At 69.0% G+C, this 26363-nt stretch carries 32 protein-coding genes; 14 read left to right on the forward strand and 18 right to left on the reverse strand.

The window, feature by feature from the left end; translation table 11 throughout:
* Positions 1-79 precede the first annotated feature (79 nt).
* Positions 80-1030 (reverse strand): thiamine-phosphate kinase, encoded by a 951-nt coding sequence (thiL, locus tag ABIB28_RS16530; RefSeq protein WP_354289183.1) that lies wholly within the window; start codon positions 1028-1030, stop codon positions 80-82.
* A gap of 114 nt (positions 1031-1144) precedes the next feature.
* Between thiL and ABIB28_RS16535 the strand changes: the two genes are divergently transcribed.
* Positions 1145-1585, forward strand: coding sequence for a WapI family immunity protein (locus tag ABIB28_RS16535; protein ID WP_354289184.1), 441 nt, complete (start codon positions 1145-1147; stop codon positions 1583-1585).
* A gap of 256 nt (positions 1586-1841) precedes the next feature.
* Here the strand turns inward: ABIB28_RS16535 and ABIB28_RS16540 are convergent, their stop codons facing one another.
* From ABIB28_RS16540 to hisG, 5 genes are all read right to left on the reverse strand, one after another.
* Entirely contained in the window at positions 1842-3203 is a 1362-nt protein-coding gene (locus ABIB28_RS16540) for a S41 family peptidase (protein WP_354289185.1), read from the reverse strand.
* A 164-nt stretch (positions 3204-3367) separates the two neighbouring features.
* Positions 3368-3544: a DUF4169 family protein gene (locus ABIB28_RS16545; protein ID WP_354289186.1), complete on the reverse strand. Its 177-nt coding sequence runs from the start codon at positions 3542-3544 to the stop codon at positions 3368-3370.
* A gap of 2 nt (positions 3545-3546) precedes the next feature.
* Positions 3547-4017: a transcription antitermination factor NusB gene (nusB, locus tag ABIB28_RS16550; protein WP_133191784.1), complete on the reverse strand. Its 471-nt coding sequence runs from the start codon at positions 4015-4017 to the stop codon at positions 3547-3549.
* Positions 4018-4293: 276 nt separating this feature from the next.
* Positions 4294-5580 carry a histidinol dehydrogenase gene (hisD, locus tag ABIB28_RS16555; protein ID WP_354289187.1) on the reverse strand — a complete coding sequence of 429 codons (1287 nt, stop codon included), beginning with the start codon at positions 5578-5580 and terminating at the stop codon, positions 4294-4296.
* Positions 5581-5623: 43 nt separating this feature from the next.
* The gene (hisG, locus tag ABIB28_RS16560; protein ID WP_133191786.1) at positions 5624-6286 is read right to left on the reverse strand and encodes an ATP phosphoribosyltransferase; all 663 of its coding nucleotides are present in this window, start codon (positions 6284-6286) and stop codon (positions 5624-5626) included.
* Between the two features lie 63 nt (positions 6287-6349).
* Between hisG and ABIB28_RS16565 the strand changes: the two genes are divergently transcribed.
* Complete coding sequence (locus tag ABIB28_RS16565) at positions 6350-7450, forward strand: DUF2332 domain-containing protein (RefSeq protein ID WP_354289188.1); 1101 nt, start codon at positions 6350-6352, stop codon at positions 7448-7450.
* A gap of 145 nt (positions 7451-7595) precedes the next feature.
* On the opposite strand, the gene ABIB28_RS16570 is transcribed toward ABIB28_RS16565, so the two are convergent.
* From ABIB28_RS16570 to ABIB28_RS16590, 5 genes are all read right to left on the reverse strand, one after another.
* On the reverse strand, positions 7596-8483 hold the full coding sequence (locus ABIB28_RS16570) for an alpha/beta fold hydrolase (RefSeq protein WP_354289189.1): 888 nt from the start codon (positions 8481-8483) through the stop codon (positions 7596-7598).
* 121 nt (positions 8484-8604) lie between these two features.
* The gene (locus ABIB28_RS16575; RefSeq protein ID WP_354289191.1) at positions 8605-9507 is read right to left on the reverse strand and encodes a pirin family protein; all 903 of its coding nucleotides are present in this window, start codon (positions 9505-9507) and stop codon (positions 8605-8607) included.
* Positions 9504-9947, reverse strand: a complete 444-nt coding sequence (locus ABIB28_RS16580) for an NUDIX hydrolase (protein ID WP_354289192.1) — start codon at positions 9945-9947, stop codon at positions 9504-9506. The genes ABIB28_RS16575 and ABIB28_RS16580 overlap by 4 nt, the downstream gene beginning before the upstream one ends.
* Complete coding sequence (locus ABIB28_RS16585) at positions 9944-10675, reverse strand: glutathione S-transferase (protein ID WP_354289193.1); 732 nt, start codon at positions 10673-10675, stop codon at positions 9944-9946. Before ABIB28_RS16585 ends, ABIB28_RS16580 begins: the two co-directional genes overlap by 4 nt.
* Positions 10672-10986 (reverse strand): BolA family protein, encoded by a 315-nt coding sequence (locus ABIB28_RS16590; protein ID WP_354289194.1) that lies wholly within the window; start codon positions 10984-10986, stop codon positions 10672-10674. Before ABIB28_RS16590 ends, ABIB28_RS16585 begins: the two co-directional genes overlap by 4 nt.
* Before the next feature lie 40 nt (positions 10987-11026).
* Here ABIB28_RS16590 and ABIB28_RS16595 point away from each other — a divergent pair, with 40 nt between their 5' ends.
* Entirely contained in the window at positions 11027-11647 is a 621-nt protein-coding gene (locus ABIB28_RS16595) for a J domain-containing protein (protein WP_322161112.1), read from the forward strand.
* Between the two features lie 24 nt (positions 11648-11671).
* On the opposite strand, the gene ABIB28_RS16600 is transcribed toward ABIB28_RS16595, so the two are convergent.
* The 3 genes from ABIB28_RS16600 to ABIB28_RS16610 are packed head-to-tail and all read right to left on the reverse strand — an operon-like array spanning position 11672 to position 13573.
* Positions 11672-12448 (reverse strand): VOC family protein, encoded by a 777-nt coding sequence (locus ABIB28_RS16600; RefSeq protein WP_354289196.1) that lies wholly within the window; start codon positions 12446-12448, stop codon positions 11672-11674.
* Between the two features lie 13 nt (positions 12449-12461).
* Positions 12462-13115, reverse strand: a complete 654-nt coding sequence (locus ABIB28_RS16605) for a glutathione S-transferase family protein (RefSeq protein WP_354289197.1) — start codon at positions 13113-13115, stop codon at positions 12462-12464.
* A 26-nt stretch (positions 13116-13141) separates the two neighbouring features.
* On the reverse strand, positions 13142-13573 hold the full coding sequence (locus tag ABIB28_RS16610; RefSeq protein ID WP_354289198.1) for a VOC family protein: 432 nt from the start codon (positions 13571-13573) through the stop codon (positions 13142-13144).
* A gap of 80 nt (positions 13574-13653) precedes the next feature.
* Between ABIB28_RS16610 and ABIB28_RS16615 the strand changes: the two genes are divergently transcribed.
* The 8 genes from ABIB28_RS16615 to ABIB28_RS16650 all read left to right on the forward strand — a co-directional run bounded on the left by ABIB28_RS16615 (position 13654) and on the right by ABIB28_RS16650 (position 18129).
* Complete coding sequence (locus tag ABIB28_RS16615) at positions 13654-14331, forward strand: winged helix-turn-helix transcriptional regulator (protein ID WP_354289199.1); 678 nt, start codon at positions 13654-13656, stop codon at positions 14329-14331.
* Positions 14332-14401: 70 nt separating this feature from the next.
* Positions 14402-15424: a cobaltochelatase subunit CobS gene (gene cobS, locus ABIB28_RS16620; RefSeq protein WP_133191799.1), complete on the forward strand. Its 1023-nt coding sequence runs from the start codon at positions 14402-14404 to the stop codon at positions 15422-15424.
* Positions 15424-15978: a hypothetical protein gene (locus ABIB28_RS16625; RefSeq protein ID WP_354289200.1), complete on the forward strand. Its 555-nt coding sequence runs from the start codon at positions 15424-15426 to the stop codon at positions 15976-15978. The genes cobS and ABIB28_RS16625 overlap by 1 nt, the downstream gene beginning before the upstream one ends.
* Positions 15979-15988: 10 nt before the next feature.
* On the forward strand, positions 15989-16423 hold the full coding sequence (mce, locus tag ABIB28_RS16630) for a methylmalonyl-CoA epimerase (RefSeq protein WP_354289201.1): 435 nt from the start codon (positions 15989-15991) through the stop codon (positions 16421-16423).
* Between the two features lie 32 nt (positions 16424-16455).
* Entirely contained in the window at positions 16456-16704 is a 249-nt protein-coding gene (locus ABIB28_RS16635; protein ID WP_354289202.1) for a hypothetical protein, read from the forward strand.
* Positions 16701-16982: a type II toxin-antitoxin system RelE/ParE family toxin gene (locus tag ABIB28_RS16640; protein WP_354289203.1), complete on the forward strand. Its 282-nt coding sequence runs from the start codon at positions 16701-16703 to the stop codon at positions 16980-16982. Before ABIB28_RS16635 ends, ABIB28_RS16640 begins: the two co-directional genes overlap by 4 nt.
* Complete coding sequence (locus ABIB28_RS16645) at positions 16979-17758, forward strand: enoyl-CoA hydratase-related protein (RefSeq protein ID WP_354289205.1); 780 nt, start codon at positions 16979-16981, stop codon at positions 17756-17758. The genes ABIB28_RS16640 and ABIB28_RS16645 overlap by 4 nt, the downstream gene beginning before the upstream one ends.
* A 233-nt stretch (positions 17759-17991) precedes the next feature.
* Positions 17992-18129: a hypothetical protein gene (locus tag ABIB28_RS16650; RefSeq protein WP_354289206.1), complete on the forward strand. Its 138-nt coding sequence runs from the start codon at positions 17992-17994 to the stop codon at positions 18127-18129.
* Positions 18130-18156: 27 nt separating this feature from the next.
* On the opposite strand, the gene ABIB28_RS16655 is transcribed toward ABIB28_RS16650, so the two are convergent.
* The gene (locus tag ABIB28_RS16655) at positions 18157-19044 is read right to left on the reverse strand and encodes a hypothetical protein (protein ID WP_354289208.1); all 888 of its coding nucleotides are present in this window, start codon (positions 19042-19044) and stop codon (positions 18157-18159) included.
* Between the two features lie 69 nt (positions 19045-19113).
* Positions 19114-20340, reverse strand: a complete 1227-nt coding sequence (locus ABIB28_RS16660) for a S8 family serine peptidase (protein ID WP_354289209.1) — start codon at positions 20338-20340, stop codon at positions 19114-19116.
* A gap of 87 nt (positions 20341-20427) precedes the next feature.
* Here ABIB28_RS16660 and ABIB28_RS16665 point away from each other — a divergent pair, with 87 nt between their 5' ends.
* From ABIB28_RS16665 to ABIB28_RS16675, 3 genes are all read left to right on the forward strand, one after another.
* Positions 20428-20913 (forward strand): sigma-70 family RNA polymerase sigma factor, encoded by a 486-nt coding sequence (locus ABIB28_RS16665; protein ID WP_354289210.1) that lies wholly within the window; start codon positions 20428-20430, stop codon positions 20911-20913.
* Positions 20910-21584 carry an anti-sigma factor family protein gene (locus ABIB28_RS16670; protein WP_354289211.1) on the forward strand — a complete coding sequence of 225 codons (675 nt, stop codon included), beginning with the start codon at positions 20910-20912 and terminating at the stop codon, positions 21582-21584. The genes ABIB28_RS16665 and ABIB28_RS16670 overlap by 4 nt, the downstream gene beginning before the upstream one ends.
* A gap of 142 nt (positions 21585-21726) precedes the next feature.
* Positions 21727-22941, forward strand: a complete 1215-nt coding sequence (locus ABIB28_RS16675; RefSeq protein ID WP_354289212.1) for an outer membrane beta-barrel protein — start codon at positions 21727-21729, stop codon at positions 22939-22941.
* A gap of 46 nt (positions 22942-22987) precedes the next feature.
* On the opposite strand, the gene ABIB28_RS16680 is transcribed toward ABIB28_RS16675, so the two are convergent.
* Complete coding sequence (locus tag ABIB28_RS16680) at positions 22988-23665, reverse strand: response regulator (RefSeq protein ID WP_133191807.1); 678 nt, start codon at positions 23663-23665, stop codon at positions 22988-22990.
* 37 nt (positions 23666-23702) lie between these two features.
* Complete coding sequence (locus ABIB28_RS16685; protein ID WP_354289213.1) at positions 23703-26342, reverse strand: DUF4118 domain-containing protein; 2640 nt, start codon at positions 26340-26342, stop codon at positions 23703-23705.
* Positions 26343-26363 lie beyond the last annotated feature (21 nt).

Genomic DNA, 26363 nt, shown 5'->3' on the forward strand with positions numbered 1-26363 from the left:
GTACGCGACGGCGGCCCCCACGCTTGCCCGGCAGAGTAACGCGGCGGCGGGGCTTGGCAAGCGGCGTGGTTCGGGCGGGCTAGCCCGCGTGCTGATAGCCGAGCGCGGCGGGGAGCGACAGCGGCGCCCCGGCGTCGTGCAGCGTGAGGCCCGCGCCCGATGCGAAGACGCCGATCCGCGTCGCGGGGGCGGCGGGCGCGCGGTGCGGCGCGAGCGCGAAAAGCAATTGATAGTCGTCCCCCGCGGTCGCCGCGGCGCACCGCGCGGCGCGGGTGTCGCCGGCCTGCGCGCGGTACGCGTCGGACAGCGGGATCGCCGCGAGGTCGATCGTGACGGCGAGCCCGCTTGCCGCCGCCATGCGCTGCGCGTCGATCAACAGGCCGTCGGACACGTCCATCATCGCATGGACCTGCGGGGCGAGCGCTTGACCTGCGGCAAGCTGCGGCTGCGGGCGGCGATAGGCAGCGAGCAGCTCGGCGGGGCCTGGCTGGCCGTACGCGATGGCGAGCCCTGCGCCGGCATCGCCGATCGTGCCGGTGACCCAGAGCGCGTCGCCAGCCTGCGCGCCGCTGCGCGTCGGCGCGTGTGCGGCGTCGCCGAGCGCGGTGAGCGTGATGACGCGCGGGGCGTGGGCGGGGAGCGAGACGGTGTCGCCGCCAAGGATCGGCGCGGCGAAGGTGATGAGCGCGTCGGCGAGGCCGGCGAGGAAGGCGCTGTCCCAGTCTTCGCTCGGCGAGGCTTCGCCCGCTGTCGCGTCGCCTGGAGGGGGGACGGCAGCGCTTCGCAGCGGGTAGTTGAGCATCACCCCGACGGGCACCGCGCCCTTGGCGGCGAGATCCGACAGGTTGGTCGCGACCAGCTTCCACGCGACGTCGCCCGGCGGATCGCCGGCGAGGTAGTGCACGCCTTCGACGAGCGTATCGCTCGTCAGCACGAGCCGTCCGAGCCGCGCGGCATCGTCGCGCAAGCCAAGCGCGCCGGGATGGAGCGGCAGCGCGCGCAAGGCGGCGAGGAAATCGGCTTCGGTCATGCGCGCCGGTCTAGCCGGGGTGGGCGCGGATGTCTGCTTTTGGTGGTTAGCTGCAAGTCGGCTTCGGGGAACCACCGTCTGGAAAGCGGACGCTGAGCATGACATGACAGGGATATGGCAGACAGCCCCGATATGCATTTTTGCGGTTTTTCACTTTGGGTGGATCATCGCCAGTTTCCCGATGCGAAGGACTATTGGGACGGCAACTGGCTAGTGATCCGCGCTCGGATGGAAGCGAGTGGCGCTCGTGTTGACTGCCGCGGGCCGATACTAATGACCGCCGACATTCGAGACTTTCGAGATCAACTTGCTTCGATGATCGATACGTTGGCAGGGGAGGCAACTTTAAAGGGGCTGGAACCCGAACTCGACTTTGAGCTGCAGATGAAAAAGCGCGGGCACATTGAAGCGACGATCGAGATAACCCCCGATCACCTCAATCAACACCATCAGTTCACTGTCGAAACGGACCAGACATATCTGCCCGACCTTGTACGGTCTTGCGACGCTATCCTCGAACGATTTCCCGTCATAAATGAGGCCAGCAAGGGCTGACTTATGTCGGCTTCGATTGTGTGGCAGCGCGGTTCCGCATGACCGCAAGTGGGCGATTTGAGACCGACCGCTTTGCCGCCTGATCGCTGCCGGTCGGCTTTCAGGCGATGCTCGCGCGGACTCGAGGGCGAAACGGCGATACGGGGTGGAGACCGCCCGGCCGCTTTGGGGAAGGCGGATGGCGATAGCCAGCTCAGCGCGGCGTTGCTGCCTTTCCCGGAAAGGATGCCGAAACGGGAAGGCAGGATCATGCCGCTCAGCGCGGAGGCGACAGGCTCTGCACGACCCGCCGGATCATCGTCTGGTGATCGGGATCGAAGGGCGGCAAGGATCGCGCGGGATCGATGCCGACACCTTCCTGCGATCGGCCAGCGGGATCGCGATAGTCCTCGGCCGGCAGCATCAACGTCCAGCCATTCGGCAAGGGCTTGGCGAGCTGATCGGACAGCGCGCCGCGCGTTCTTCCGCCGATCTGCCTCACGTTTGGCAGCGCCCGCATCGCCAGGGTGAAGGTTTCGCCCGCACTGACTGTCACGTCGCTGGTCAGCAGCGCGACCGTGCCGAGATACCGGACGCGATCGCTCGGCACGACTTCGAACCGCTGATAGGCGCCCTTCGCGCCGACCGCTCGTTTCGAGAAGGCTAACCGGCGTTCGCGCGCGAACCGACCGGCGATGTGGAGGCCGATCGCATCATACCCACCCCGGTTGTTGGTCACGTCCACGATCACCCCCGGAAGCCCTTGGAAGGCGGTGAGAGCATCATCGAGCGCCGCGTCCAGTGCGTGCATGTCGTCGGGTGGAGCATCCTTGTCGAACGCGCCCATCGCCACGATGTTGAGGTAGCCGATCCGACCTATGGTGCCCCACAGGATGCGGCGGTTCGCGACGTGATGCCCGCCGCCGTCGAGCAGACCGGTAATCCCCTTGCGATAGGATTTGGACCAGGCTCGCTCCCTCTCGGCGGGATCGGCCCCCATTGCCGGGTTGGCTCGTGCGCTCGATATGGTTGGCGCTTCACCGCCTTCGAAAGCGTGATCGACACCGGCGATCGTGGCCTGCAAGCCCACATGCGCATCGTCGAGCCGCGCGAGCGCCTGGGTCGTACGCTGGAAAAAGACGAGGTCGGGAGGTCGGGTATCCGGAGTGGCAAGGGCAGCGGTGAGCGTGCCCAACGTTCGTCCGCGTCGGCCGAAGCCGGGATACAGATCGGCAAAGGTGGCTGCGATCACCTCGCCAAGCTCGTGCGCCGTCCAACCTCGTTGCACGGTGCAGCGCCGCGGAAGCGCGGCGATACGATCGAAGCCATAGCGCGTCTGGTCGGCCGAGGCGGCGAATACGATGTGCGTCGGGCTTACGATCGACACGAGCCGATACGTATCGTCGTCGGTTTCGCCGGTTGGATCACGATAACAGAACGCGCCGGCGACGTGATACAGCGTGCGCGCGCCGCCGTGCACCACGAGGATATGCCCGTAGCCGCGGGATCGCCAAACTCCGTCGGCAGCCTTGCCCGCACTTGCCATCGGCACCCATGGGCCGGCCAAGGCGGGAGACATGCCCGCTGCGACGAGCGTCGCCCACGCGGCATATCGGATGAGCTTCCCCGTCAGTGTCACCGCAATCGCCTTTCCATCGAACCATAAGCGAGGTGTCTTGCTGCGGCAATACAGTTGCGGGTGTTTTGCTTTCCCAAACTCTGTGCTCGAGCGCGCATCCTCCTCCCGCCTGGCCGCAAGGCGCGCGGAAGCGTGGGGACCGCCCGGCGGTCGCGACCGCAGGGTCATTCCTCGCGTTTGGCTCCGTCGAGCGCGCGTTCGGCGCGTGCCGCGTCGTGCGCTGTCGCGGCGCGTTCGGCCTTGCTGCGGCCGAACACGGCGCGGTTGGTGGCGGCGGTCGTCTCGGCGGTGTCGCGCGCGCGCGCCTTGCGCACGCGGCGGAGGTTGACGACCTCGCCCATGCTCAGGCGCGGACGTCCTTGGCGATACCGTCGAGCAGGCCGTTGACGAAGCCCGCCTCGCGCTTGTCGAAGAAGGCGTGCGCGACATCGACATATTCGGTGATGACGGTGCCGACGGGCACGTCGGCGCGCGCGAGCAGCTCGTAGGTGCCGGCGCGCAGGATCGCGCGCATCGCCTTGTCGAGCCGCGCGAGGTTCCAGCCCTTGGCGAGCTTGGCGGCGATCGTCGTGTCGATCTCGGCGAGGCGCGCCTCGGTGCCCTTTACGACATCGTCGAAGAAATCGACCTCGGGCTCGGCATATTCGGCGTCTTCGATCGTCGCGCCGAGGCGGTGATTGTGGAACTCGTTGAGCAGCTGCGCGACAGGGGTCGCTTCCATGTCGTGCTGGTAAAGCGCCTGGACGGCGGCGAGACGGGCGGCGGCGCGCGCTTTGGAGCGGGCGGCCGTGCGGGGAGTGGCGTGGGAGGACATGGGCGGGCGCCATAGGGGAAAAAGCGGGGAACGGGAAGATTGGTGTGTGGGGGGCCTGTTACCTCCTCGGGGAAGGGAGGCGCTGGCGGATCAGTGCGCGCGCAGGGTTGCCCCGCAAGCCTCCCCTCCCTGGAAGGGAGGGGGCGGGGGTGGGTCGGCCCGTAATCGGGCGTGACGCGCGCCATAGATGCGGCGGCGACACCGCTTGCGTCAGAGCGCCGCTCGCCCGGGAGGCCGACCCACCCCCAGCCCCTCCCTTTCAGGGAGGGGAGGAGGTTAGGGGAGCCGGAGCGCGACCGATCTTGCGTGGGCGGGGAGGCCTTCGGCTTGCGCCAGCGCTACTGCGGCCGGGCCGATGGCCGCCAGGCCTTCGGGTCCTAGCTGCAGGAAGCTGGTGCGCTTCATGAAATCGAGCACCGACAGCCCGCTGGCGAAGCGCGCGCGCCGCCCGGTCGGCAGCACGTGGTTCGGTCCGGCGACATAATCGCCGATCGCCTCGGGCGTGTGGCGGCCCATGAACACCGAGCCGGCGTGGCGCAGCTTGTCGAACAGCGCTTGCGGATCGTCGCACGCCAGTTCGAGATGCTCGGCGGCGAGGCGGTCGACCAGTGGGAGCGCCTCTTCGAGCGTGCGCACGACGATGATCGCGCCGTTCGCGTCCCATGCCGCGCGCGCGACCTTCGCGGTTGCGAGCGTCTCGATCTGGGCGTCGACTTGCGCCGCGACGGCGTCGGCGAATTCGGCCGAGTCGGTGAACAGGATCGACTGGCTGGTCGGGTCGTGCTCGGACTGGCTGAGCAGATCGGCGGCGATCCAGTCGGCGCGGTTCTCGCCGTCGGCGACGACGACGATCTCGGAGGGACCTGCCACCATGTCGATGCCGACGACGCCGTAGAGCTGGCGCTTGGCCTCGGCGACCCAGGCATTGCCCGGGCCGGTGATGACGTCGACCGGGCGGAGCCGGTCGGTGCCGTAGGCGAGCGCGGCGATCGCCTGCGCGCCGCCGATCCGCCACAGCTCGTCGACGCCGACGATGTGCGCGGCGGCGAGCACCAGCGGATTGACTTCGCCGTCGGGGGTGGGCGTGACCATCACGATGCGGTCGACGCCGGCGACCTTGGCGGGGATCGCGTTCATCAGCACCGAGCTCGGATACGCCGCGCGGCCGCCGGGGATGTAGATCCCGGCATGTTCGATCGCGTTCCAGCGCGCGCCGGTGCGGATGCCGTTGGCGTCGGTGCTGTCGGTGCCCTGCGGCTTCTGCTTCTCGTGATAGGTGGCGATGCGCTCTGCCGCGAGCTCGAGCGCGGTGCGGAGGTCGGGGGCCAGGCCGTCATACGCGGCGCGCCATTCGCTGGGGTCGATCTGCCAGCCGGTGGCGTCGAGATCGTGGCGGTCGAAGCTTTGCGTATAGGCGTGGACCGCGGAATCGCCTTCGTCGCGGACGCGCGCGATGATCGCGCGGACGTCGCGCGCGACGTCGGCATCGGCTTCGCGGCGGGCGTTGACCAGCGTGGTGAAGTCGGCCGCGAAGGTGGGCGAGGTGGTGGTGAGCTTGATCATAAGATCCTCCCCTCCCTTTCAGCGAGGCGAGTCGTAAACGCGCTCATGCCGCCATCTCCTGTGCAACAGCCTGCCGGAACGCCTCGACCAGCGGTACGACTTCGCCGCGCGTCTTGAACGCCGCGCGGTTGACGATCAGCCGCGACGTGACCTCGCAAATCACCTCGACCTCGACCAGGCCGTTCTCTTTCAGCGTGCGGCCCGACGACACCAGATCGACGATCCGCGGCGCGAGGCCGAGCAGCGGCGCCAGCTCCATCGCGCCGTTCAACTTCACGCACTCGGCCGACACGCCGCGGCGCGCGAAATGCGCTTCGGTAACGTGGGGGTATTTGGTCGCGACGCGGACGTGGCTCCAGCCGCGCGGATCGTCGTTCGCGGCCATGTCGGCGGGTTCCGCGACCGACAGGCGGCAATGGCCGATGCCGAGATCGACCGGCGCGTAGAGCTCGGAATAGTCGAACTCGGCGAGCACGTCGGACCCGACGATGCCGAGCTGCGCCGCACCGTGCGCGACGAAGGTCGCGACGTCGAACGCGCGGACGCGGATGAGGTCGATTCCGGGGGTGTTGGTAGTGAAGCGCAGCGCGCGGCTGTTCTCGTCGCTGAACGCGGCTTCGGGGACGATTCCGGCGCGTTCGAGCAAGGGGATCGCTTCGGCGAGGATGCGGCCCTTGGGGACGGCGATGATGATCGGGTCTGCCATGTCGCGGGCTTTACTTGGCGGCGGGGGTGGGCGCAACAACGCGACCGACGGAGAAAATCGATCATGGCCGATGAGCAGACCAATCGTGACGCGTTCCGGATCCAGCAGCAGTATTGCGAGGCCAATGCCGCGCCGGTCTATGCCCGGATATGCGCGGCGCTCGTCGACGGGCTGACGCGGCGATCGGTCATCGGGGCGCGGGTGCTCGACTGGGCGGGCGAGCCGACGCGCGATGCGTTGCCGTTGCGGCTGTTCGGGGGGCTTCACGCGTTGGTGCAGGCGGGGCGCGATGCCGGGCTGGCGGCGGTGTATTCCGGGGCGGTGATCGATGCGGGCGCGATCCTCGCGATGATCGAGCGCGTGCTGGTGGAGCATGAGGCGGCGTTGCTGCCGTGGCTCGACGGGCCGCCGCAGACCAACGAGCCGGGGCGGTCGGCGGCGCTGCTGCTGGGGTTGCTCGAGATTGCGCGGGCGTGCGGGCCGCGCGTGGAGGTGCTCGAGATCGGGTCGAGCGCGGGGCTCAATCTGCTGATCGGGCGGTATCGCTTCGATCTTGGCGGCGTGGCGTTCGGGCCGACCGACTCGCCGGTGACGATCACGCCGCGCTGGAGCGGGCCGCCGCCCGATCCGGTGCCGCTCGAGATCGTGTCGGTGCGCGGGTGCGACATCGCGCCGATCGATGCGACCGATCCGGCGGTGGCGGCGCGGCTTGCGGCCTATGTCTGGCCCGAGACGCCCGAACGGCTCGCGCGGGTGCGCGCGGCGGTGGAGATGGTGCGCGCGCATGGCGTGGCCCTGGAGCGGGCGGATGCGGCCGACTGGATCGAGGCGCGGCTCGCCGAGCCACAGGCGGAAGGCGTGACGCGCGTGCTGATGCATTCGGTGGTGTGGCAGTATCTGCCCGAGCCGGTGGCCGAGCGGGTGCGCGTGGCAATGGCCGCAGCGGGCGCGCGTGCGACGGTCGAGCGCCCGCTTGGCTGGGTTGCGATGGAGCCCGATCGGTCGGTGGGGCACCAGGTGGTGCGGGCGCGGTGGTGGCCGGGGGGCGCGGAGTGGACGACAGTGGCGACGAGCCATGCGCATGGGGCGTGGATCGATACGGGGGCTGGCGCGGGGGCTGCGCCGCTGGTGGATTTGCCCGCGGCGGCGCAGGTCAGGGTTTGATCCTCCCCGGCACGGGGAGGGGGACCGCCAGCCTTTTTCAGGCTGGTGGTGGAGGGGGGCCGCCACACGCGTAACGCCCGCGGAGAGCCCCCTCCACCATTTGCCGGAAGAGGCAAATGGTCCCCCTCCCCGTGCCGGGGAGGATTTAGGTGGCCTCCCACTCTCGGATCGCGGCGACGATCGCGTCGGGGTTTTCCCACGGGACGAAATGCCCGGCATCGACCTTCACCAGCGTGAGATCGGGCACCAGCGTGTCGAGCCCCTCGAGCTGGCTCGGCAGCAGCGCGGCGTCGCCGAGACCCCACACCACCAGCGTCGGCTGCGTCACCGGCGGGAACGCGCCGTCGAGGAACGCCGGACGCGGCGGCGTCTCGTCCATCGCCGGCACCAGGATCGGGCTCGCGCGGTACCAGTTGAGCATCGCGGTCATCGCGCCGGGTTGGCTCCATTGGTCGAGATAGACCGGCTTTTCATCGGCGATCTTTGAGAAATCGGTGTGGCGCAGGAAGCTGCTGTCGAAGAAATTCGAGAGTCCGATGCTGTCGATATAGGTCTCGAACCCGGGATTGCGGAAGGCGGTGATGTACTGGCTCGCCTCGCGCTGCGCCATGTCGTCGAACAGCGTGCGCTGGAAGACGAAGGGGTGCGGCGCGTTGACGATGACGAGGCGGGTGATGCGGCTGGGGTTCTGCAGCGCCGCCATCCACGCGATCGCGCCGCCCCAGTCGTGGCCGACGAGCGTGAAGGTGGTCAGCCCGAAATGGTCAGCGAGCGCGAGCAAGTCGGCGACCATCTTGTCGGGGGTGTAGTCGCCAATCGCGGCGGGCTTGGAAGACCGCGCGAAGCCGCGCTGGTCGGGGGCGATGACGAAATGATCGGCGCTGAGCTGCGGGATGACGTGGCGCCAGGTGCGGTGCGATTCGGGGAAGCCGTGGAGCAGGAGGATCGGCGGGTGCGCAGGGTTGCCGGCGGTGGCGACATCGAGCTCGACGCCGGTGGGGAGGGCGATTCGGTTCAGGGTGAAGGCGGTCATTTTGATACTCCCCTCCCGCTTGCGGGAGGGGTCGGGGGTGGGCGCCCGGCCTCCACGTGCGGTTCGTTTCGATAGCGCGAGCCCACCCCCAGCCCCTCCCGCAAGCGGGAGGGGAGAGGCATTATGGATAGCTGACCGTCTTGGGAATGGCCGGAATCGGGATCCATTCCTTGTCGTCCCCCGGCACCTTGGGAAATTCCCCCGCGGTCCAGGCGCGCTTGGCTTCGTCGATCCGGTCGCGCCTCGAGGAGACGAAGTTCCACCAGACGTGGCGCGGCGTGGTGAACGCCTCGCCGCCGCACAGCATCGCGCGGGCGCCCGTCGTCGAGCGAAGCGTCGCGGCGGTGCCGGGCTTGAGCACGTAGAGCGTCATCGGCTCGAGCGTCATGCCGTCGAGCGTCGCCTCGCCGAGCGCGATGTAGAGCGCGCGTTCGTCGGCCTCCGCATCGATCGGGATCGATCCGCCCGCGTCGAGCACGATGTCGGCGTAGATCGTCTCGGCATAGGTCGTGGTTGGTGCGGTCGCGCCCCAGAGACTCCCCATCACGACGCGTGCGCGGGCGTTCGACGCTTCGACCGTCGGCAGATCGGCGCGCGCGACATGCTCGAACGCGGGCGCCATCTCCTCGTCCTGCTCGGGCATGGCGAGCCAGGTCTGGATGCCCGATAGCTCGGGGCCGTCGGCGCGCGCCGCGTCGGGGGTGCGCTCGGAATGGACGATGCCGTTCCCCGCGGTCATCAGATTGACCGCGCCGGGCTCGATCACGACGTCGCTGCCGAGCGAATCGCGATGGCCGAGTGCGCCGCCGAACAGATAGGTGACGGTCGACAGATTGATATGCGGGTGCGGGCGCACGTCGATCCCTTCGCCCATGCCGAGCCGCGACGGGCCCATCTGGTCGAAGAAGATGAACGGCCCGACCATCGTGCGCGGTCGCGACGGCAAGGTACGGTGGACCTTGAAGCCACCGAGATCGTGCGTGACGGGCGTGATCGTCTGCAGGATGAGGTCGTCGTTGGTCATTCGGAACCCTCCAGCGCGTCGAGGATCGCGGGGAGATCCTCGGGGAAATAGGGTTCGGTGGCAGCGGCGAGTTCGGCGCGCGTGAACCAGTGGAAGCGCGTCATCACGCGCTGTTCGAGCGCGGTATGGCCGCTCGTGTCGACCGCATCGTGCGGCGCGCGGACGCGGAAATAGCGCTCGTCGGCGCTGACTTCGACGCCCTCGATCGTCAGGAACTCGACATGGCGTTGCAGCACTTGCGGCCCGCAATCGAGATCGAGCCCGGTCTCCTCGCGCAGCTCGCGGCGCGCGGCGGCTTCATAGCTCTCGCCGGGATCGACCGCGCCGCCCGGCGTACACCAGAAGGGCGGGCGATCGTCGGGATCGAAGCGGAACAGCAGCACGCGATCGGCTTCGTCGAGCAGCAGGATGCGCGCCGCCGGGCGGGGGACGCGGCTCATGCCCGCTCGTCTCCGGCGGCGTCGAGCTCGGGATAGTGGCGGAAGATGCCCTGCTCGTTGAACGCGATGCGCCGGTCGCTCTCGAGATAGGCGCGGATACCCGGCAGCGCGGCGACCTGATCGTGGATGCGGAGCACCGCCGGATACGCGCCCTCGATCGCCGCCATCCGCTTGGGGAACATGTAGCGCAGGCCCTCGACCAGCTGGAACAGCGAGGTGTCGCCATAGCTCCAGCGATCGCCGATCAGCCATTCGCCGGGATTGGCCTTCGCCGCGCGTTCGAAATAGCCGAGGAACTTGGGGGTGCGATCTTCGCGGAACGCGGCCGCGGCGATCAGCGCGGCGTCCTGCTGGTCCTCGTAATAGGCGTTGCCGTCGAGCGGGTGATGGACGTTGTGCGCCTCGGCGACGACATCGGCGATCGTCAGCTGGAGCTGGTTGAGCCACAGCCGGTCGGCGATTGTTGCGCCCCCGATATGGTGCTGGTCGCCGAGGTAGAGCAGAATGTTGGCGACTTGCGCGATCACCATTCCGTCGAGTTCCAGATACGGCGGCGCGAACGGCCCGCGCGCCGCCGCGTGGCGTTCCATGTCGTCGAGCAGCGCCTCGGCGCCGTGCTGCCGTGCGCAATCGTCATAGCCGATCCCCGCCGCTTCGAGCGCGAGCCGGACGAACTCGCCGCGGCCCTGAAGGTCGGGCCAGTACCACAGCTTGTAGCGCGCGCTCATTCGCCAGGCGCCCGTGCGCGGATCGCAAGCGCGTGGATCCGGTCGCGCAGCAGATCGGCGAGCGCGGTGTTGACGAGGCGTTGCCGCGCGACGCGCGACAGGCCGGCAAAGGCGGCCGATTCGACGCTCACGCTGAAATGCGATTCGCCGGTGCCGTCGTCGCCGAGATGGCCGGCATGCTGGGCGCTGTCGTTCGACACGTCGAGCGCGATCGGATCGAGCGCGGCGACGAGGCGCTCGCGGATCTCATCGACGAGCGGGCGCGGGGGTGCGCCAGGAATCGGGGCGGGGGCGGTGGCAGGGTCGGTCATCGCGCCTATATAGGCCGTTTTTGCAGTTAGGGAGCCCCGCGTGGCGCGCGAGGACGACAAGAAAGATGGCGCGAGAGAGCGGCCCGCCCCGCGCTTCCACGGCCGGGTCGAGGGGACCGGGCGCGTGTGCGAGGAACCGGGGTGCGACGAAGCGGGCGAATTCCGCGCGCCCGCAGGCGATTCGCCGCGGATGAGCGGCGACGGGCCACGGCCGTATCGCTGGTTCTGCCTCGATCATGTCCGCGCGTTCAATGCGCGCTACAATTTCTTCACGGGCATGAGCGCCGAGGAAATCCACGCGCAGCAGCGCCCGTTCGCCGGATGGGAGCGCGAGACGCGCGCCTTTGCGCATTCGGGCGCCGACGTGCCGCCGAAATGGGGCGATTTCAGCGATCCGCTCGATGCGATCGGCGCGCGCTTCCGGCGCGCGGCCGAGCCGGCGCGCAAGGACGGGCGGCCGTTGTCGGAGGTCGACCGGCGGTCGCTCAAGGTGCTCGGGCTGGCGGCGGATGTCGACCGGCGGGGGTTGCGCGAGCGCTATGCCGAGCTGGTGCGCAAATATCATCCCGATCGCAACGGCGGGGACCGCGGTTTCGAGGCCAAGCTGCAGGAGGTGATTGCCGCCTATACGCAGCTGAAGGGTGCACCGGCGTTCGCGTGATGCGGCCGGGCGCGATCGCGACGCTCAGCCCGCCGCCCCCGGACCGACCATGCCGAACACGACGCCGTGCGGATCGCTCGCGACGATGATGCGGTCGCCGCCGGGCACGTCCATCGGACCCGACAAGACGCTGCCGCCCGCCTCGGCCACGCGCACGACTGCGGCCTCGATATCGGGCGCGCGGAAATAGAAGCGCCAGCCGGGGTGCCGCGCTTCGCCCGCATGCCGCATCGTCGCGCCGAAGGTCTGCTCGCCGACCGCGATGAAGCGGTACTCGCCGATCGGGCCCATCGGCATCACGTCGGGATAGCTCCAGTGGAAGATGTGGCGGTAGAAGGCGTCGCCGGCGTCCTGATCGGGGGTGATCAGCTCGTTCCAGTTGCATTTGCCCATGCCGGTGCGGTCAAAGGCGGTGCTGTCTTCGTCGCTGTCGCCGCGCATGATGTAGAAGGGAATGTCCTGCGGATCGGTGACAATCGCCATACGGCCGACGCCGGGGATGCTCCACGGGCCCATAAGGACCGCGCCGCCGGCGGCGTTGATCGCCTCGGCCGAGGCATCGACATCGTCTACTCCGATGTAGAACAGCCAGCCAGGTTTTGCCCCGCCGGCAGCCATTTCGGGCGTGAGCCGCATCACGCCGCCGACGAGTCCGTGGCCGGTCTCGATCATGCGATAGTCCATGTCGGGGGCGGGTTCGCCGATCTGCCAGCCGATGACATGATCGTAGAACGCTTTTGACGCGGGCGGATCGGCGCTGTGCAATTCGTACCAGATCGGCGTGCCATGCAGGTTGGTCATCGCTCGGGCTTCCTCATACGGCGGGGACGGCTTGCTCGGCGTACACCGCGAGCTGGTCGGCGAGCGCGCGTTCGAAGGCGGGCCGCGCGGTGCAGCGCGCGAGATAGGCGGCGAGCGTCGGGAGGCCTTCGAACAGTTCGTCGGTCGGGCCTATGCGCAGCACTGCTGCCATCATCAGGTCGCCGACGGTGAAGGCGTCGCCGCCGAGATAGGGCTGGGCGCCGAGCGCCGCCGCGACCCCGCCGAGCCGCGCGCGCGCCGTTTCCAGGACGCTCGGGCGGCGTTGCGCCGACCACGGCTTGTCGGCCTCGAACAGGTCGCAGCGCACCAGATCCATCACCGCCGGCTCGACCGAATTGAGCGCGGCGATGACCCATTGCTCGGCGATCGCGCGGCCCGCAGCATCGTCGGGGAGCAGCCCCGCGCCGCGGCGCGCGATGTGCAGCACGATCGCGCCCGATTCGAACAGCGCGACGCCGTCGTCGCGATAGATCGGCACCTGGCCGAAGGGTTGCAGGCGGCGATACTCGGGCGTCTTGGCGTCGCGGATCAGATCGACCGTGTAGCGCTCGCCAATTTCCTCGAACGCCCAGCGCGCGCGAAGATCGCGGACCTGGCCGCGCGCAAATTTGGGCACCCAGGCGAAGGTGGTGATGGTCGGGGTCATTCGGTACCGCTCCTCGATTGGCCGGATCAGTCGGCGAGCGCCGCCTCGGGAGGCGCCGCGGGCGCGGCCGCCGCGTCCATCCAGAACGGCCCGAAGCCGTGGCCGTCAGGATCCTCGACCCCGCGCGAATACATAAAGCCTTCGTCCTCGGCGCCGTGGACTTCGCGTCCGCCCGCCGCGATCGCGGCGGCGGCGAAGGCATCGACCGCTTCGCGCGAATCGAGCGCCAGCGCGAAGAGCGGGCCGCCGGTCGCGCGCGCATCGTCCGGCGGCTTGGGCGAGATGCCGCGATAGACCGGGTGGCTCAGCAGGTTGAAGGTGATGGTGTCGGACCACGCCATCGAGGCGGCGGCATCGCTGGAGAGGGCCTGGTTCTTGGTGCAGCCGATCGCCTCGTAAAAGGCGGTGGACGCCGCGACGTCGGCAACCGGCAGGCTGATGAAGATCCGCTGTGTCATGGCGCCACTCTCCGGTGCGATTCGACGTTTGCAAAGGATGCGGTCGATAGTTACAAATTGCAACCATGAAGTTAGCAAAAGTGACTGAAGCACCCAGTGGGACAATCAAGCGCTGGTATGACGATGCGTGCGGCACCGCGCTCGCGCTCGAATTCGTCGGCGAGCGCTGGTCGCTGCTGGTGATCCGCGAGCTGCTGCTCGGCCCGCGGCGCTTCGGCGAGATCCGCAGCGGATTGCCGGGGCTGAGCGCGAACGTGCTGACGCAGCGGCTGCAGGGGCTCGAGGCGGCGGGCGTGCTGACGCGCGAGACGCTGCCGCCGCCGGCGAATGTGCAGGTCTACGCCTTGACGCCGTGGGGCTATGAGGCCGAGCCGATCGTGATGGCGCTCGGCCGCTGGGCGCTGCGCTCGCCCGCGCACGACCCGTCGCTGCCGTTCTCGCGCGTCGCGCTGATGCTCGCGCTGCGGATGATGTTCGATCCCGCAAAAGCGGAGGGCTTTGCCGCGCGGATCGGATTTTCGCTGGGGAACGAGCGGTATGTGGCGGCGATCGGCGATGGCGGTCTGACGCTCGCCCGCGGCGGGACCGCGCAAGCGGACGCGGTGCTGGCTGGCGAGCCCAACGCGTTCCTGCCGGCGCTGTTCGGAACGACGCCGCTCGCCGCGCTGGTGGCGAGCGGGCGGCTTGCGGTCAGCGGCGACGTGGCGCTTGCCGCGCATTTCTGCACGCTGTTTGCGCTACCCGCCAAGATTGCATGAAACTCGCGTCTCGACTTGGCGCGATCCGACCGGCTAGGGAGGGACGACCTTCTTGCAGAGCATTTTCAGCATGACCACGATTCCGAACACCCAGCCCGACAGCCGCGAGACGACGATCCTCGACGCGCCCGACCAGATGAAGAAAGTCCGCGACCTGTTCGGGATCGATTCGGACATGGAAGTCCCAGCCTTCTCGCTCGCCGACGAGCGCGTGCCCGATCTCGACCCGGCCTATGTCTTCGACAAGGACACCACGCTCGCGATCTGCGCTGGCTTCGCGTTCAACCGCCGCGTGATGGTGCAGGGCTATCACGGCACGGGCAAGTCGACGCATATCGAGCAGATCGCCGCACGCCTCAACTGGCCGTGCATCCGCATCAACTTGGACGCGCATATCAGCCGCATCGATCTCGTCGGCCGCGATGCGATCGTCTTGAAGGACGGCCAGCAGGTCACCGAATTCAAGGAGGGCCTGCTGCCGTGGGCGCTGCAGACGCCGACCGCGCTCGTGTTCGACGAATATGACGCGGGCCGCCCCGACGTGATGTTCGTGATCCAGCGCGTGCTCGAGACCGAGGGCAAGCTGACGCTGCTCGACCAGAACCGCGTGATCCGCCCGAACCCGTTCTTCCGCATGTTCGCCACCGCCAACACGGTCGGCCTCGGCGATACGTCGGGCCTGTATCATGGCACGCAGCAGATCAACCAGGGCCAGATGGACCGCTGGAACATCGTCGTCACGCTCAACTATCTGCCCGCCGCGGTCGAGGCGCAGATCGTGCTCGCCAAGTCGGGCGAGTATGACCAGCCCGAGGGCAAACGCCAAGTCGACAACATGGTGCGCGTGGCCGACCTCACGCGCCGTGGTTTCATGAACGGCGACATCTCGACCGTGATGAGCCCGCGGACCGTCATCACCTGGGCGCAGAACACGCTGATCTTCGGCGATGTCGGTTTCGCGTTCCGGCTGTCGTTCCTCAACAAGTGCGACGAGACCGAGCGCAGCCTGGTCGCGGAATATTACCAGCGCGTGTTCGGCAAGGATCTGCCCGAGAGCGTGGTCGGTGCGCCCACCAAGGCCGGCGCAAAGTGATGTTGGCGCTGCTCCTGCTCCAGGCGGCAGCGCCCGCCGCTCCGGCGACGCCAGCACCCTGGGCGGTGCAGACGCGTCCGAGCGGCAAGACGATCGCGACCTCGAGCTCGGCCTGGTCGACCGACAACAGCGCGCGGCTGGTGGTGCGCTGCGATACGACGGGCGAGAAGATCGTCTCGCTCCAGTTCATTCCCAAGGCCGGCTTTGCCGCCGCGCTGCCGCGGCCGGTGTCGATCAACGTCGATGACGGCGGCTGGCTCGGCACCAACTGGCAGTTCCCGGGGAGCGGCGCGTTCATCAGCGACGATGTCGTCGTCACCAATCTCGCAGCGATGATCGCGGGGGGCAAGTCGATCCGGGTGCGCGTGATCGATCCCGACAACAAGCCGGTCGATGCGGTGTTTGTCGGACCGGGGCCAGCACCGATCCGGCAAGTGCTTTCGGCGTGCGGCTATGAATTCGGCAAGGCGCCGGCGCGCGTCTTGGCACCCGCGACGCGCGTGCCCGCCGATCCGGCGACGGCCAAGAAAGCCTCCGCTCCCGAAGACGAATAAGGCCGTTACGATGACCGATTCCGCCGCCACCACGCTTGGGCGCCTCAACCATGTCGGCGTCGCGACGCCCTCGATCGAGCGCTCGATCGCGCTGTACCGCGACTTGCTTGGCGCGACGCAGATCGGGGAGCCGTTCGACCTCCCCGCGCAAGGCGTGAAGGTCTGCTTCATCGACACGCCCAACACGCAGATCGAGCTGATCGAGCCGTATGACGAGACCTCGCCGATCGCTGGGTTCCTGCGCAAGAATCCGGCGGGCGGGCAGCATCACGTCTGTTTCGAAGTGCCCGACATCCACGTCGCGGTCGCCGATTTGCAGGCCAAGGGCGCGACCGTGCTCGGGACCCCGCGGATCGGCGCGCATGGCACGCCGATCGTGTTCGTCCATCCCAAGGACATGGGCGGGATGCTGGTCGAGCTGATGGAGACGCCGGCGCACGGCTAGCGTGGCGCTCGGTTTCGGCGTATGTTCGGACTGTGAACGACCCTAATCCCAAGCTTCAGCCGGTCGATGATGCCATCGGTCCGCTCGACGAGCATGGCCAGCAGACCTGGTCGCCCGAGGCTGAGGCAATGGTCGCCCGAGTGCACGCTGATCCAGACTATTGGGCAGGGATCGAAGAGGCGGAGGCCGACATCGCCGCCGGGCGCGTCTACACCACCGATGAAGTCTGGGAGCATCTGGCAGAGACCAAGCGGCGTTGGCGGGCCGAACGCGGCCTGTGAAGGTACGGTGGTCGGCGCGTGCCACTGCCGATGTGCAGCGGCTCTGGCTCTTTGCCGCTGACCGCGACATCGGCCTGGCCGAGCGACTGGAAGATGAGCTTCGCCAACGCGCGGAGCTGTTGGCGGCTTTTCCGAATATGGGGCGTCGTATCAGCGACGACGGACACCGTGAGATATCGCTGGTGAACCTGCAATGCATCCTCAGATATCGTCTTGCGGATGACGTGATTCTTATCATCCGCGTCCACCACGCCCGCGAAAACAGGGAAACACCATGACCACGATGATCCAGTCCGAACGGCGCGGCGACGTGCTTGTCCTCACGCTCGACCGGCCCGAGCGGCTGAACGCTGCGCCGCCCGCGATGTTCGTCGAATTGCGCGCGGCACTCGCATCGCTCGACGGGGCGCGCGCGGTGCTGATCGCGGGGGCGGGGCGGGCGTTCTGTTCGGGGGCCGATGTCGGCAGCGGGGCGCTCGGTAGTGAGGATCCGGGCAATGCGACGTTCGCGGCGCTGACGGAGAGCTACAATCCGACGATGGCGGCGATCGCCGATCTGGCAGTGCCTGTCGTCAGCGCGGTGCGCGGGCCGGCGGCGGGGATCGGCTGCAGCCTCGCGCTCGCGGCCGATTTCTGCGTGGCGAGCGAGACGGCGTATTTCCTCCAGGCGTTCGTCAATATCGGGCTGGTGCCCGATGGCGGGGCGAGCTGGATGCTGCCGCGCCTGATCGGCAAGGCTCGCGCGAGCGAGATGATGCTGCTCGGCGAGAAGGTGCCCGCGGCCAAGGCGCTCGACTGGGGGATGATCCACAGCGTCGTCGCCGACGACGCGCTCGATGCGACGGCGTTCGCGCTGGCCGAGCGGCTGGCAGCGGGGCCGACGGTCGCGATCGGGCTGATGCGCCGCCAGATCCGCAGCGCGTATGAAGGCGATTATGCCGCGGCGATGCTGCAGGAGGCGGAGAACCAGCGCACCGCGCGGGGATCGGCCGATTCGATGGAGGGCGGGATCGCCTTCCTGCAGAAGCGTAAGGCCGCCTTCAAGGGCGCCTGATGCGCGGCGATCAGCGCAGCGTGACGCCGTAGAGTGCGTGGTGGGTCAGGACGTACAGCGTCTTGCCCGCCTCGCACCGCGGGCTTGCCCGGCCACCGCTGCCTCGACCTCGGCAGCGGGGGCGAACACGGGGTCGGATCGGGGGCAGGCGCCTGTGCGGTCACTGGCGCGGCGATCGACAGCAGCGACGTCATACGCGAGCAGATCGCCGAATCGTGGGATCCTCGCGCGGGATGATGATCCCGACGCCCGAGGCCGAAGCGCTCGGCCTGATCGCCAATGGCGAGCCGATCGCGTCCTGCGGATGGTCGCGGGACGCGGTACGGAAAAGGCGCGCCCGGCTGGTGAAAGCCGGACGCGCCCCGCCGTGATCGATGCCGTGATCGATGCCGCGCGCGTTACTGCGCGGCGTTCTTGACGTCGCTCTTGCCCATCGCCGAGACGAGCACGTCGCCCGACCCCGAGAAATTGGCCGCAGGAAGCGTGGCGATGCGATTGCCGACGCGGACCAGCACATCGCTCAGCGCGCCGTTCGCGCCTGCGCGGACCGACTGAACCGTGCCGATCGCGCGCCCTGCAGTGTCGCGGATCGCCATACCGGGCGCGACCGGGAAGGCCCCGGCGCTCGCCGCACCCGATCCTGCCAGCGCGAGGCTGCCGGTCGCACTGGCGGCATTGCCCATCGTCGATGCCGCGCCCGAGGCCATGCCGTTGGCCGAAGCCCCGACCACATTGACCGCGCCGGTGGTACGCGAGGCTGCGGTGCCTGCCACGCTCCGACCGCGATCGGCGATGCTGCGCGTCGCGCCGACCGCACGATCCGCGCCCGAGCGGACCGCGCCGGTCGCCTGGCCCGCGGTGCTGCGGACCGCGTCGGTGCCGACCAGTTGCGCGTCGATGCTGCCGCCGAGCGAAGCACTGCCGCTGCCGCTACCGGTGAGCGAGCGGTCGCCGATGCGGTTGGTCGAATCGAGCGCGGACGCGCTGCTCGTGGTGTTCGAGGCGTCCACCGTGCCCTTGCGCGTATCGACCGTCTTGCTCGTGCGCGTCGCGTGCGTGCTGCGCGTGACGCTGTCGGTGCTGAGCGGTCCGCGCTCGAGCGTGCTGCCGAGCATGCCGTTGGTCGAGCCGCTCAGCCCGCCCAATCCGCCCCCCAATCCGCCTCCGAGCGAACCACCGAGCGCGCCACCGAGGCCGCCGCCGCCGCCGCCGAGGAGCTGCGCCGAAGCGGGCGACGCCGCGATCGCGAGGGCAAGCGTTGCAGTGCCAAACAGGGTCTTGATCATGATGAGTCTCCGTTGCTGCTGCAGGGAGAACGGGGCCCGCTTGCGATTTAATCCCGCGCTGTGCGAAAATTATTTCGCGGGTGGCGTGCGACACGTCCCGCAGACCAGCCCGCGGCCATATCTGGCATCGGGCCCGCGCGCGCCGAGATCGACCGCACCGGCATCGACCCGCGCGAGCGCGGCGGGCATCGCGGTGGGATCGAGCGCCGGGTACACGCGCGCGATCGTCGCGGCGACGAGCGGCGCGGCGAACGAGGTGCCGCGCACCGTCATGCTGCGTCCGCCGGTCGCGGCGGCGCGCAAATCGGCGCCGGGTGCGGCATAGTCGAGATGCCGCGCACGCCCCGCCTCGATCAGCACGCGGTTGCGCGCGTCGACGCCGGTCACCGCGATCACGCCGGGATAGGAGGCGGGATAGCTCGGCGGTGCGGCCGGGCCGTCATTGCCGACCGCGGCGACGATCATCAGCCCGCGCGCTTGCGCCGCCGCGACGACGCGGCCGAGCAACGGGTTGGCCGGGCCGACCAGGCTGATCGTCACGACGGCGACGCGCTGCGCGACCATCCAGCCGAGCGCCTTGGCGATCGCGGTCGCGTTGCCGCCGGCGGGATCGGCGCCATAGACGTCGGCCGAGGCGATCCGCGCGCCGGGCAAGGCACCGCGCACGCTGCCCGATCCGGCGATCAACGATGCGACCGCGGTGGCATGGTCGTTCGCGCGCGGGGCGCCTTCCGCAAAGCCGCTCGACAGCGCCGCCCCCGCGACGCCACCGTCGATCACCCCGACCAGCGGCCCCGCACCGCGCGCGGCCGCCGCGGCAGCGACAGGCGCGATACCGCTCGCGAAATGCAGCTGGTCCGCGCTGACCTCTGCATCGCCGAGCTGGCGAAGATCGCCGATCGCCGCTTTCAGCGAGCGATTCGCCGGGACAGCCAGGCGCGCGAAGCCGACGCCGAGAATGTCGCCGCGTTCGAGCAGCCGATAGCCCTTGGCTTGAGCGGCGGCGAGCCAAGCGTCGCTTGGCGCATCGACGACGATCTCTCCGGCGCGTGCCGCGAACCCGTCGGGATCGCGCGCGATCTCGCGCGGATGGTCGCGCACCAGCCGGTCGATCGTCGCGCGGCGGACGTCGTCGAGTCGGTCGATCGCGGTGGCGGGCAGGCGCAGCGCGCTGTCGGCAAGCCCCTCGATCCGCGGCAATGCGCCGACCACCGGCACTTGCGGCAGCAATTGCGCCTGCGCCGCGGAAAGGCCGAGCGGCAGGATCGCGGCGAGCAAGACGAGTCGTTTGGGCAAGGCGGATCCCCGTATTGGCCTTTTGGCCTGTGCGTGGATTAAACGGGCGACGCCATCCGTTTCATCCGCTCGAGAAGGAAAACACCTTTGGCCGCGTTCGAGGACGATCTGCTGGGACTGCTGCCGCGCTTGCGGCGGTTCGCCCGCGCGCTCGCCCGCGACGCGGCGGATGCCGACGATCTGTGCCAGGTGACGGTCGAAAAGGCGTTGCTGGCGCGGACGCAGTGGCAGGCGGGCACGAGGATGGATAGCTGGATGTACCGGATCATGCGCAATAGCTGGATCGACACGACGCGCGCCCGAAGCCGCGCGGCGCAGACCTTCGTCGCCGAAGCGGCCGGGCTCGGCATCGGCGGCGACGGCGGCGGCGAGGCGCGCGTCGCGCTCGGCGAAATCGACCGCGCGATGCAGGCTCTACCCGACGAACAGCGCGAGGCGGTCGCGCTCGTGCTGGTCGAGGGGCTCGCATATAAGGAGGCGGCGGCCGTCCTCGACATTCCGATGGGAACACTGACCTCGCGACTGGTGCGCGGGCGCCAGGCGCTGATGGCGCACTTGGGAGAAGCGGCGTGACGGTCGATGCCGAACTTCTGATGGCCTATGCCGATGGCGAACTCGACCCGCTCAGCGCCAAGCGCGTCGAACGCGCGATCGCGCAGGATCCGGCGCTTGCCGCGCAAGTCGAGCGCCACCGCGGACTCCGCGCGCGGATTGCGGGCCGGTTTGCGCCGGTCGCCGCGGAAGAAGTGCCCGATCGGCTCGCGGCGCTGATCCGTGCGGCGCCGGTTGCGCTGCCGGTGCGGCGCCCGATCGCGACGCGCTGGCGCGAGGCGATCGCGATGGCGGCGTGCCTGGTGATCGGCGTTTCGGTCGGGCTCGGCTGGGATCGCGGCCCGGTCACGACGCAGGGCGGTCGGCTGTATGCAGCGGGACCGCTCGCGACCGCCCTCGACACGCAATTGGCGTCGGCTGCGGGCGCGGTGCGCGTTCCGGTCAGCTTCAAGGACCAGGCAGGCCGCTATTGCCGCGTCTTCAGCGCGGTCGCGATCGACGGCATCGCCTGCCATGACGCGACAGGCTGGGCGCTGCGCCAGACGCGCAACGGCGCGACCGGCGCGACGACCGAGTACCGCCAGGCCGGATCGAGCGACGCGGCGTTGATGGCGGATGCGCAAGCGCTGATGGCAGGCGATCCGCTCGACGCGACCGCCGAGCGCAGCGCGCGAGCCGGGGGGTGGCGGTGATGCGTCAGGCGCTGGTGAGTGCGCTCACGCGGTCGCGCGACGGTATACGCGTTCTTTATGGAAAGCGGCTGACTTCCCTCGGGAATCTTTACGGCGGGATCGATACCGCGCTGGGCATCGACCCCGGAAAAGGATTCTCCACGTGCGTTTTTGTATACTAGCGACGCGGGCTCGCGGCGCGCTCGGTCCGCGCCGTCTCGCGCTGGTCGGCGGTGGCGCGCTGCTTTTCGCGTCGTCTGCCGCCTTCGCCGATCCGGCGGCGTCGCCCGGCTTCTCCGGGCCGCTCGCCCCTAATCCGCATCCGATCGCGGTGAATGCTGGACCCTTTGGCGACGTGACGGTCACCGGCCAAGTCAGCGGTCTGGCGATCGCGCAAAGCCATGTGACGAATGCGGCCGGCACCGTGGCGTCGGATACGGCGGCCGACATTCCGAACGCGCAGGTCGAGATCCAGACCACCACCGGTCCGCTCCAGCTCTACGTACAGGCCGGCGCCTATTCGCTGCCCGCGCTCGGCACGTCGTACCTTCGGTCGGGCAAGGCGCAGGACCTGCTCTTCGGTCCCGTTCCCGTGGCCTATGCCAAGGCCGTGCTCAGCAAGGATCTGTCGATCACCGCGGGCCTGTTGCCGACCATGGTGGGTGCGGAATCGACCTTCACCTTCCAGAACATGAACGTCGAGCGCGGACTTCTCTGGAACCAGGAACCCTCGATCAGCCGCGGTGCGCAAGTCAATTACGCGCATGGCAAGCTGAGCGCGGCGGTCTCACTCAACGACGGTTACTATTCGGGCAAGTTCAACTGGGTCTCGGGAACTGTGGCCTATGCGTTCGACGGCTCGAACACGCTTACGCTGATCGGCGCGGGCAGCGTTTCGCGGTCGCGGCACGCGTCTTATGCAACGCCGCTGGCGCAAAACAACGGCAGCATATTCAATATCATCTACACATACAGCAAGGGGCCGCTCACCCTGACCCCCTATCTGCAGTACAACCGAGTCGAGCGCGACGACGTTTTGGGCCTCAACCGCTCGGCAGCGACGTTCGGGGGCGCCCTGCTCGCCAAATATACCCTACCCAAGGGCTTCTCGCTGGCCGCGCGCGGCGAATATCTGAAGTCTTCGGGAAAGGATTGCGGACTGGCGAGTGCCTGTGTGCCGACCAACCTGCTTTACGGGCCGCACAGCGATGCCTGGTCGGCGACCTTCACGCCGACCTATCAAAAGGGCATCTTCTTCGCGCGGGGCGAAGTCTCCTATACCCGGATCGGCAAGCTTGAACCCGGTTTGGGCTTCGGGGCCGATGCCAATCGGCGCGATCAAGTTCGCGGCTTGCTCGAAACCGGCTTCCTGTTCTGACGCTCGGGCGCGGGGCGGCCAGCTCCAGGCTGCCGCCCCGCGCACTTTACGCAATCAAGCGATAGCCGATCCCCGGCTCGTTCAGGAGGAAGCTGGGTGCTGCGGGATCGGCTTCGAGTTTTAGCCTGAGCGCGCGGATCGCGACCCTGAGATAGGCGACATCCTCGACATGTCCGTCGCCCCACACGCGACGCAGCAGATGCGTGTGCGTCAGAAGCTTGCCGGCATGGCGCGCGAGTTCGGCAAGCAGCGCAAACTCCTTGCGCGTCAGTTTGACCGGCGCGCCGTCGCGCCAGACCTGGTGCGCGGCAAGGTCGATCTCGACTGGCCCCGCACGGAGACGGTTCTGACCGACCGCGGACACAGTGTGCCGGCGCAGCGCGACGCGGACGCGGGCGAGCAGTTCGTCGGTGTCGAACGGCTTTACCACATAGTCGTCGGCACCCAGATCGAGCGCCGCGACCTTCTCGGTGATCGCGTCGCGCGCGGTGAGGACGATGACGGTACGCTCGAGCGCCTTGAGATGGGGGATGAGTTCGATTCCGTCGCGATCGGGAAGCCCTAGGTCGAGCAGGACGAGCTCGCAGCCCGGGCGCCGCGCACAGGTGAGCGCCTCGGCGGCGTTGGCGGCCTCTTCCGCGCTCAGCCCGCCGCGCTCGATAGCGCCGCGCACCAGTCGGCGGATCGCCGCTTCGTCGTCGACGATCAAAATCTGGCCGGTCATGGGAGCCGCACCGCGATCACCTGTCGTCTCATGGGCCTCATTCCGATGTCGTGCGCCGGATCAGGGCATTCGGCCAGGTGACGACGAACGCCGAACCCTCGTCGTCGCGGTTGGCGGCGCTGACGCGCAATCCCATCGCCTGCGCAAAGCCCTGGACGATCGCGAGGCCGAGCCCGGTGCCGCCGGTCCGATCATTGCCGTCGACGCGGGTGAAGCGGTCGAACAGATGCGCTTCGCTGCCGACCGGCAGGCCGGGCCCCTGATCGAGCACGCCGAGCGTCAGCCCGTCGGGCGTGCGGCGGCCCTCGATCACGATGTCGGTATCGGCGGGGGCGAACTTGGCGGCGTTGCCGAGCAGGTTGATCAGCACGTGATGCAGCATCCGCGGATCGGCCTCGACCAACGGGAGCGTCGGCGGCACGTCGAGCACCAGCCGGTGCCGCGCCAGCTCGGCGCGCAAATCGCGCGCGGCGGCGGCGACGGCATCGGTCAGGTCGGTCGCCTCGCGCTTGACGACGAGCGCGCCCGCCTCGATCCGCGTCATCTCGACCAGATCGTCGAACACGCGCCGCAACCGCCGCGCCTCGCTCTTGAGCGTGGCGGTGGCGGGGGAGGTGCCGTGCGCGACCGCGAGTTCGTCTGCTGCGGCGACGACTGCGGTGAGCGGCGTCTTGAGATCGTGTCCGATCGACGACAGCAGGGTCGCGCGCAGATCGTCGCGTTGCTTGAGCGCATTGACCTCGCGCGCCTGCGCCTCGAGCTGGAGCCGCTCGTGTGCCAGCGCGGCCTGACCGACCAAGGTCGAGAACAGCACGCGCTTGTCCGCCGGGATCGGGTCGCCGCCTTCGCGTGCCACGCCGAGCACGCCGAGCACGCCCAAAGCGGTCTTGAGCGGATGGAACTGCCACTCGCTCGCGGTGAGCGTGCCGCTGTCGCGCCCGGTGACCTCGCCGCGGTCGAACGCCCATTCGGCGGCGGCGGTATCGATCGGGCTCAGCTCGACCATCGACGGCGCGGCGGCGATCGCGACATGGCGGCCGTCGCGGTTGGCGAGCAGGATCGTCGAGACGCCGAGCAACGCGGCGATCTCCTCGCAGGTCGCGGTCGCGGTGCCGTTCTCGTCGGAGACGCCGGCAAGGCGCTGGCCGAACGCGGCGAGCGCGGCATTCTCGGTCGCGGTGCGTGCGCCGACATTGGCCTCGCGCCGCACCTGTCCCGCCAGCTGGCTCGCCACCACCGCGACGATCACGAACACCGTGAGCGTGACGACATTGTGCGGATCGGTGATCGTCAGCGTGTAGAGCGGCGGCAGGAAGAAGAAATTGTACGCCAGCGCCGCCCCGACGCTCGCGATCAGCGACGAGCGCAGGCCGTAGAGCGTCGCGGTGGCGATCACCGGGAGCAGGTAGAGCAAGTCGATCGCATCGGCCCCGACCACCGGCAGCAGCAACTGCGACAGCGCGGTGCTCGCGGCGACGAAGGCGAGGCCGATCGCGCTGCCGCGCGCCAGGATCGGACGCGTCGTCGGCGTTTCGCGGCGCGTCTCGCTGGCTTCGGCCACCGGTACGACGTGGATCGCGACGCCATCGAGCGCGCGCACCAGCCGGTCGACCACCGAGCCGTGACGCAGCTCGAACCACCACGAGCGCCGCGACTTGCCGATCACTACCGCGGTCGCGCGTGCCTCGCGGATATGCGCGCAGAGCCCTTCGAGTACGTTGCCCGCCGGCACCGTCGCGATCGTCGCGCCGAGCCCGGTGGCGAGGTCGAGCGCAGCGGCCATCCGCGCGCGGGCGGGGGCCGAGAGCGTGGCGGAGCGCGGCGTCTCGACCACCACCGCGGTCCAGCTCGCGTGCAGCGCATCGGCGAGCCGCTTGGCCGAGCGGATCAGCACGTCGCTCCCCGGCTGGTCGCCGACCGCGACGACGAGCCGCTCGCCGCCCGCCCAGGTGCCGCTCTCGCCGAGACTCGCGACATGGTCGAGCAGATGTCGGTCGACGGTCTGCGCGGCGCGGCGCAGCGCGAGTTCGCGCAGGGCGGACAGGTTCGACTTGGAAAAGAAATGGCCGAGCGCGCGCGTCGCCTCGGCCGGGATATAGACCTTGCCCTCCTTCAGCCGCGCGATCAGCTCGTCGGGGGGGACGTCGACGACTTCGATCTCGGCATCGTCGAGCACCGCATCGGGCACCGTCTCGCGCACGCGGACGCGGGTGAAGCCGGCGACGACGTCGTTGAGGCTCTCGACATGCTGGATGTTGAGCGTGCTGAGCACGTCGATCCCGGCCTCGCGCAGTTCCTCGATGTCCTGCCAACGCTTGGGATGGCGGCTACCCGGCGCATTGGTGTGCGCGAATTCGTCGATCAGCGCGACCTTGGGGTGCCGCGCGAGCATCGCGTCGAGATCGAATTCTTCTAGGGTGTGCGCGCCGTGGACAATCTTTGCGCGCGGCAGGATCTCGAACGGGGCGGTGAGCCGGTCGGTGTCGGCGCGGCCGTGCGTCTCGATCACGCCGGCGACGACGTCGGTGCCGCTGCGCAGCAGTTCGGCGCCCTCGCGCAGCATCTCGAAGGTCTTGCCGACGCCGGGTGCTGCGCCGAGGAAGATCTTGAGGCGGCCACGTCCCTCGCGGCGGGCGGCTTTCAGCAGCGCGTCGGGGGAGGGGCGGGTGTCGGTCATCGCGCGGCCACTTCCGTCACC

The sequence above is a fragment of the Sphingomonas sp. UYEF23 genome (genome assembly GCF_040546165.1).
GTDB lineage: Bacteria > Pseudomonadota > Alphaproteobacteria > Sphingomonadales > Sphingomonadaceae > Sphingomonas > Sphingomonas glacialis.

Excerpts from the sequence above, each read along its gene's own strand:
- thiL (WP_354289183.1), bottom strand. The coding sequence starts at position 1,030 with ATGACCGAAGCCGATTTCCTCGCCGCCTTGCGCGCGCTGCCGCTCCAT.
- ABIB28_RS16535 (WP_354289184.1), top strand. The coding sequence starts at position 1,145 with ATGGCAGACAGCCCCGATATGCATTTTTGCGGTTTTTCACTTTGGGTG.
- ABIB28_RS16545 (WP_354289186.1), bottom strand. The coding sequence starts at position 3,544 with ATGGGCGAGGTCGTCAACCTCCGCCGCGTGCGCAAGGCGCGCGCGCGC.
- nusB (WP_133191784.1), bottom strand. The coding sequence starts at position 4,017 with ATGTCCTCCCACGCCACTCCCCGCACGGCCGCCCGCTCCAAAGCGCGC.
- hisD (WP_354289187.1), bottom strand. The coding sequence starts at position 5,580 with ATGATCAAGCTCACCACCACCTCGCCCACCTTCGCGGCCGACTTCACC.
- hisG (WP_133191786.1), bottom strand. The coding sequence starts at position 6,286 with ATGGCAGACCCGATCATCATCGCCGTCCCCAAGGGCCGCATCCTCGCC.
- ABIB28_RS16565 (WP_354289188.1), top strand. The coding sequence starts at position 6,350 with ATGGCCGATGAGCAGACCAATCGTGACGCGTTCCGGATCCAGCAGCAG.
- ABIB28_RS16570 (WP_354289189.1), bottom strand. The coding sequence starts at position 8,483 with ATGACCGCCTTCACCCTGAACCGAATCGCCCTCCCCACCGGCGTCGAG.
- ABIB28_RS16575 (WP_354289191.1), bottom strand. The coding sequence starts at position 9,507 with ATGACCAACGACGACCTCATCCTGCAGACGATCACGCCCGTCACGCAC.
- ABIB28_RS16580 (WP_354289192.1), bottom strand. The coding sequence starts at position 9,947 with ATGAGCCGCGTCCCCCGCCCGGCGGCGCGCATCCTGCTGCTCGACGAA.
- ABIB28_RS16585 (WP_354289193.1), bottom strand. The coding sequence starts at position 10,675 with ATGAGCGCGCGCTACAAGCTGTGGTACTGGCCCGACCTTCAGGGCCGC.
- ABIB28_RS16590 (WP_354289194.1), bottom strand. The coding sequence starts at position 10,986 with ATGACCGACCCTGCCACCGCCCCCGCCCCGATTCCTGGCGCACCCCCG.
- ABIB28_RS16600 (WP_354289196.1), bottom strand. The coding sequence starts at position 12,448 with ATGACCAACCTGCATGGCACGCCGATCTGGTACGAATTGCACAGCGCC.
- ABIB28_RS16605 (WP_354289197.1), bottom strand. The coding sequence starts at position 13,115 with ATGACCCCGACCATCACCACCTTCGCCTGGGTGCCCAAATTTGCGCGC.
- ABIB28_RS16610 (WP_354289198.1), bottom strand. The coding sequence starts at position 13,573 with ATGACACAGCGGATCTTCATCAGCCTGCCGGTTGCCGACGTCGCGGCG.
- cobS (WP_133191799.1), top strand. The coding sequence starts at position 14,402 with ATGACCACGATTCCGAACACCCAGCCCGACAGCCGCGAGACGACGATC.
- ABIB28_RS16625 (WP_354289200.1), top strand. The coding sequence starts at position 15,424 with ATGTTGGCGCTGCTCCTGCTCCAGGCGGCAGCGCCCGCCGCTCCGGCG.
- mce (WP_354289201.1), top strand. The coding sequence starts at position 15,989 with ATGACCGATTCCGCCGCCACCACGCTTGGGCGCCTCAACCATGTCGGC.
- ABIB28_RS16645 (WP_354289205.1), top strand. The coding sequence starts at position 16,979 with ATGACCACGATGATCCAGTCCGAACGGCGCGGCGACGTGCTTGTCCTC.
- ABIB28_RS16650 (WP_354289206.1), top strand. The coding sequence starts at position 17,992 with ATGATGATCCCGACGCCCGAGGCCGAAGCGCTCGGCCTGATCGCCAAT.
- ABIB28_RS16655 (WP_354289208.1), bottom strand. The coding sequence starts at position 19,044 with ATGATCAAGACCCTGTTTGGCACTGCAACGCTTGCCCTCGCGATCGCG.
- ABIB28_RS16680 (WP_133191807.1), bottom strand. The coding sequence starts at position 23,665 with ATGACCGGCCAGATTTTGATCGTCGACGACGAAGCGGCGATCCGCCGA.
- ABIB28_RS16685 (WP_354289213.1), bottom strand. The coding sequence starts at position 26,342 with ATGACCGACACCCGCCCCTCCCCCGACGCGCTGCTGAAAGCCGCCCGC.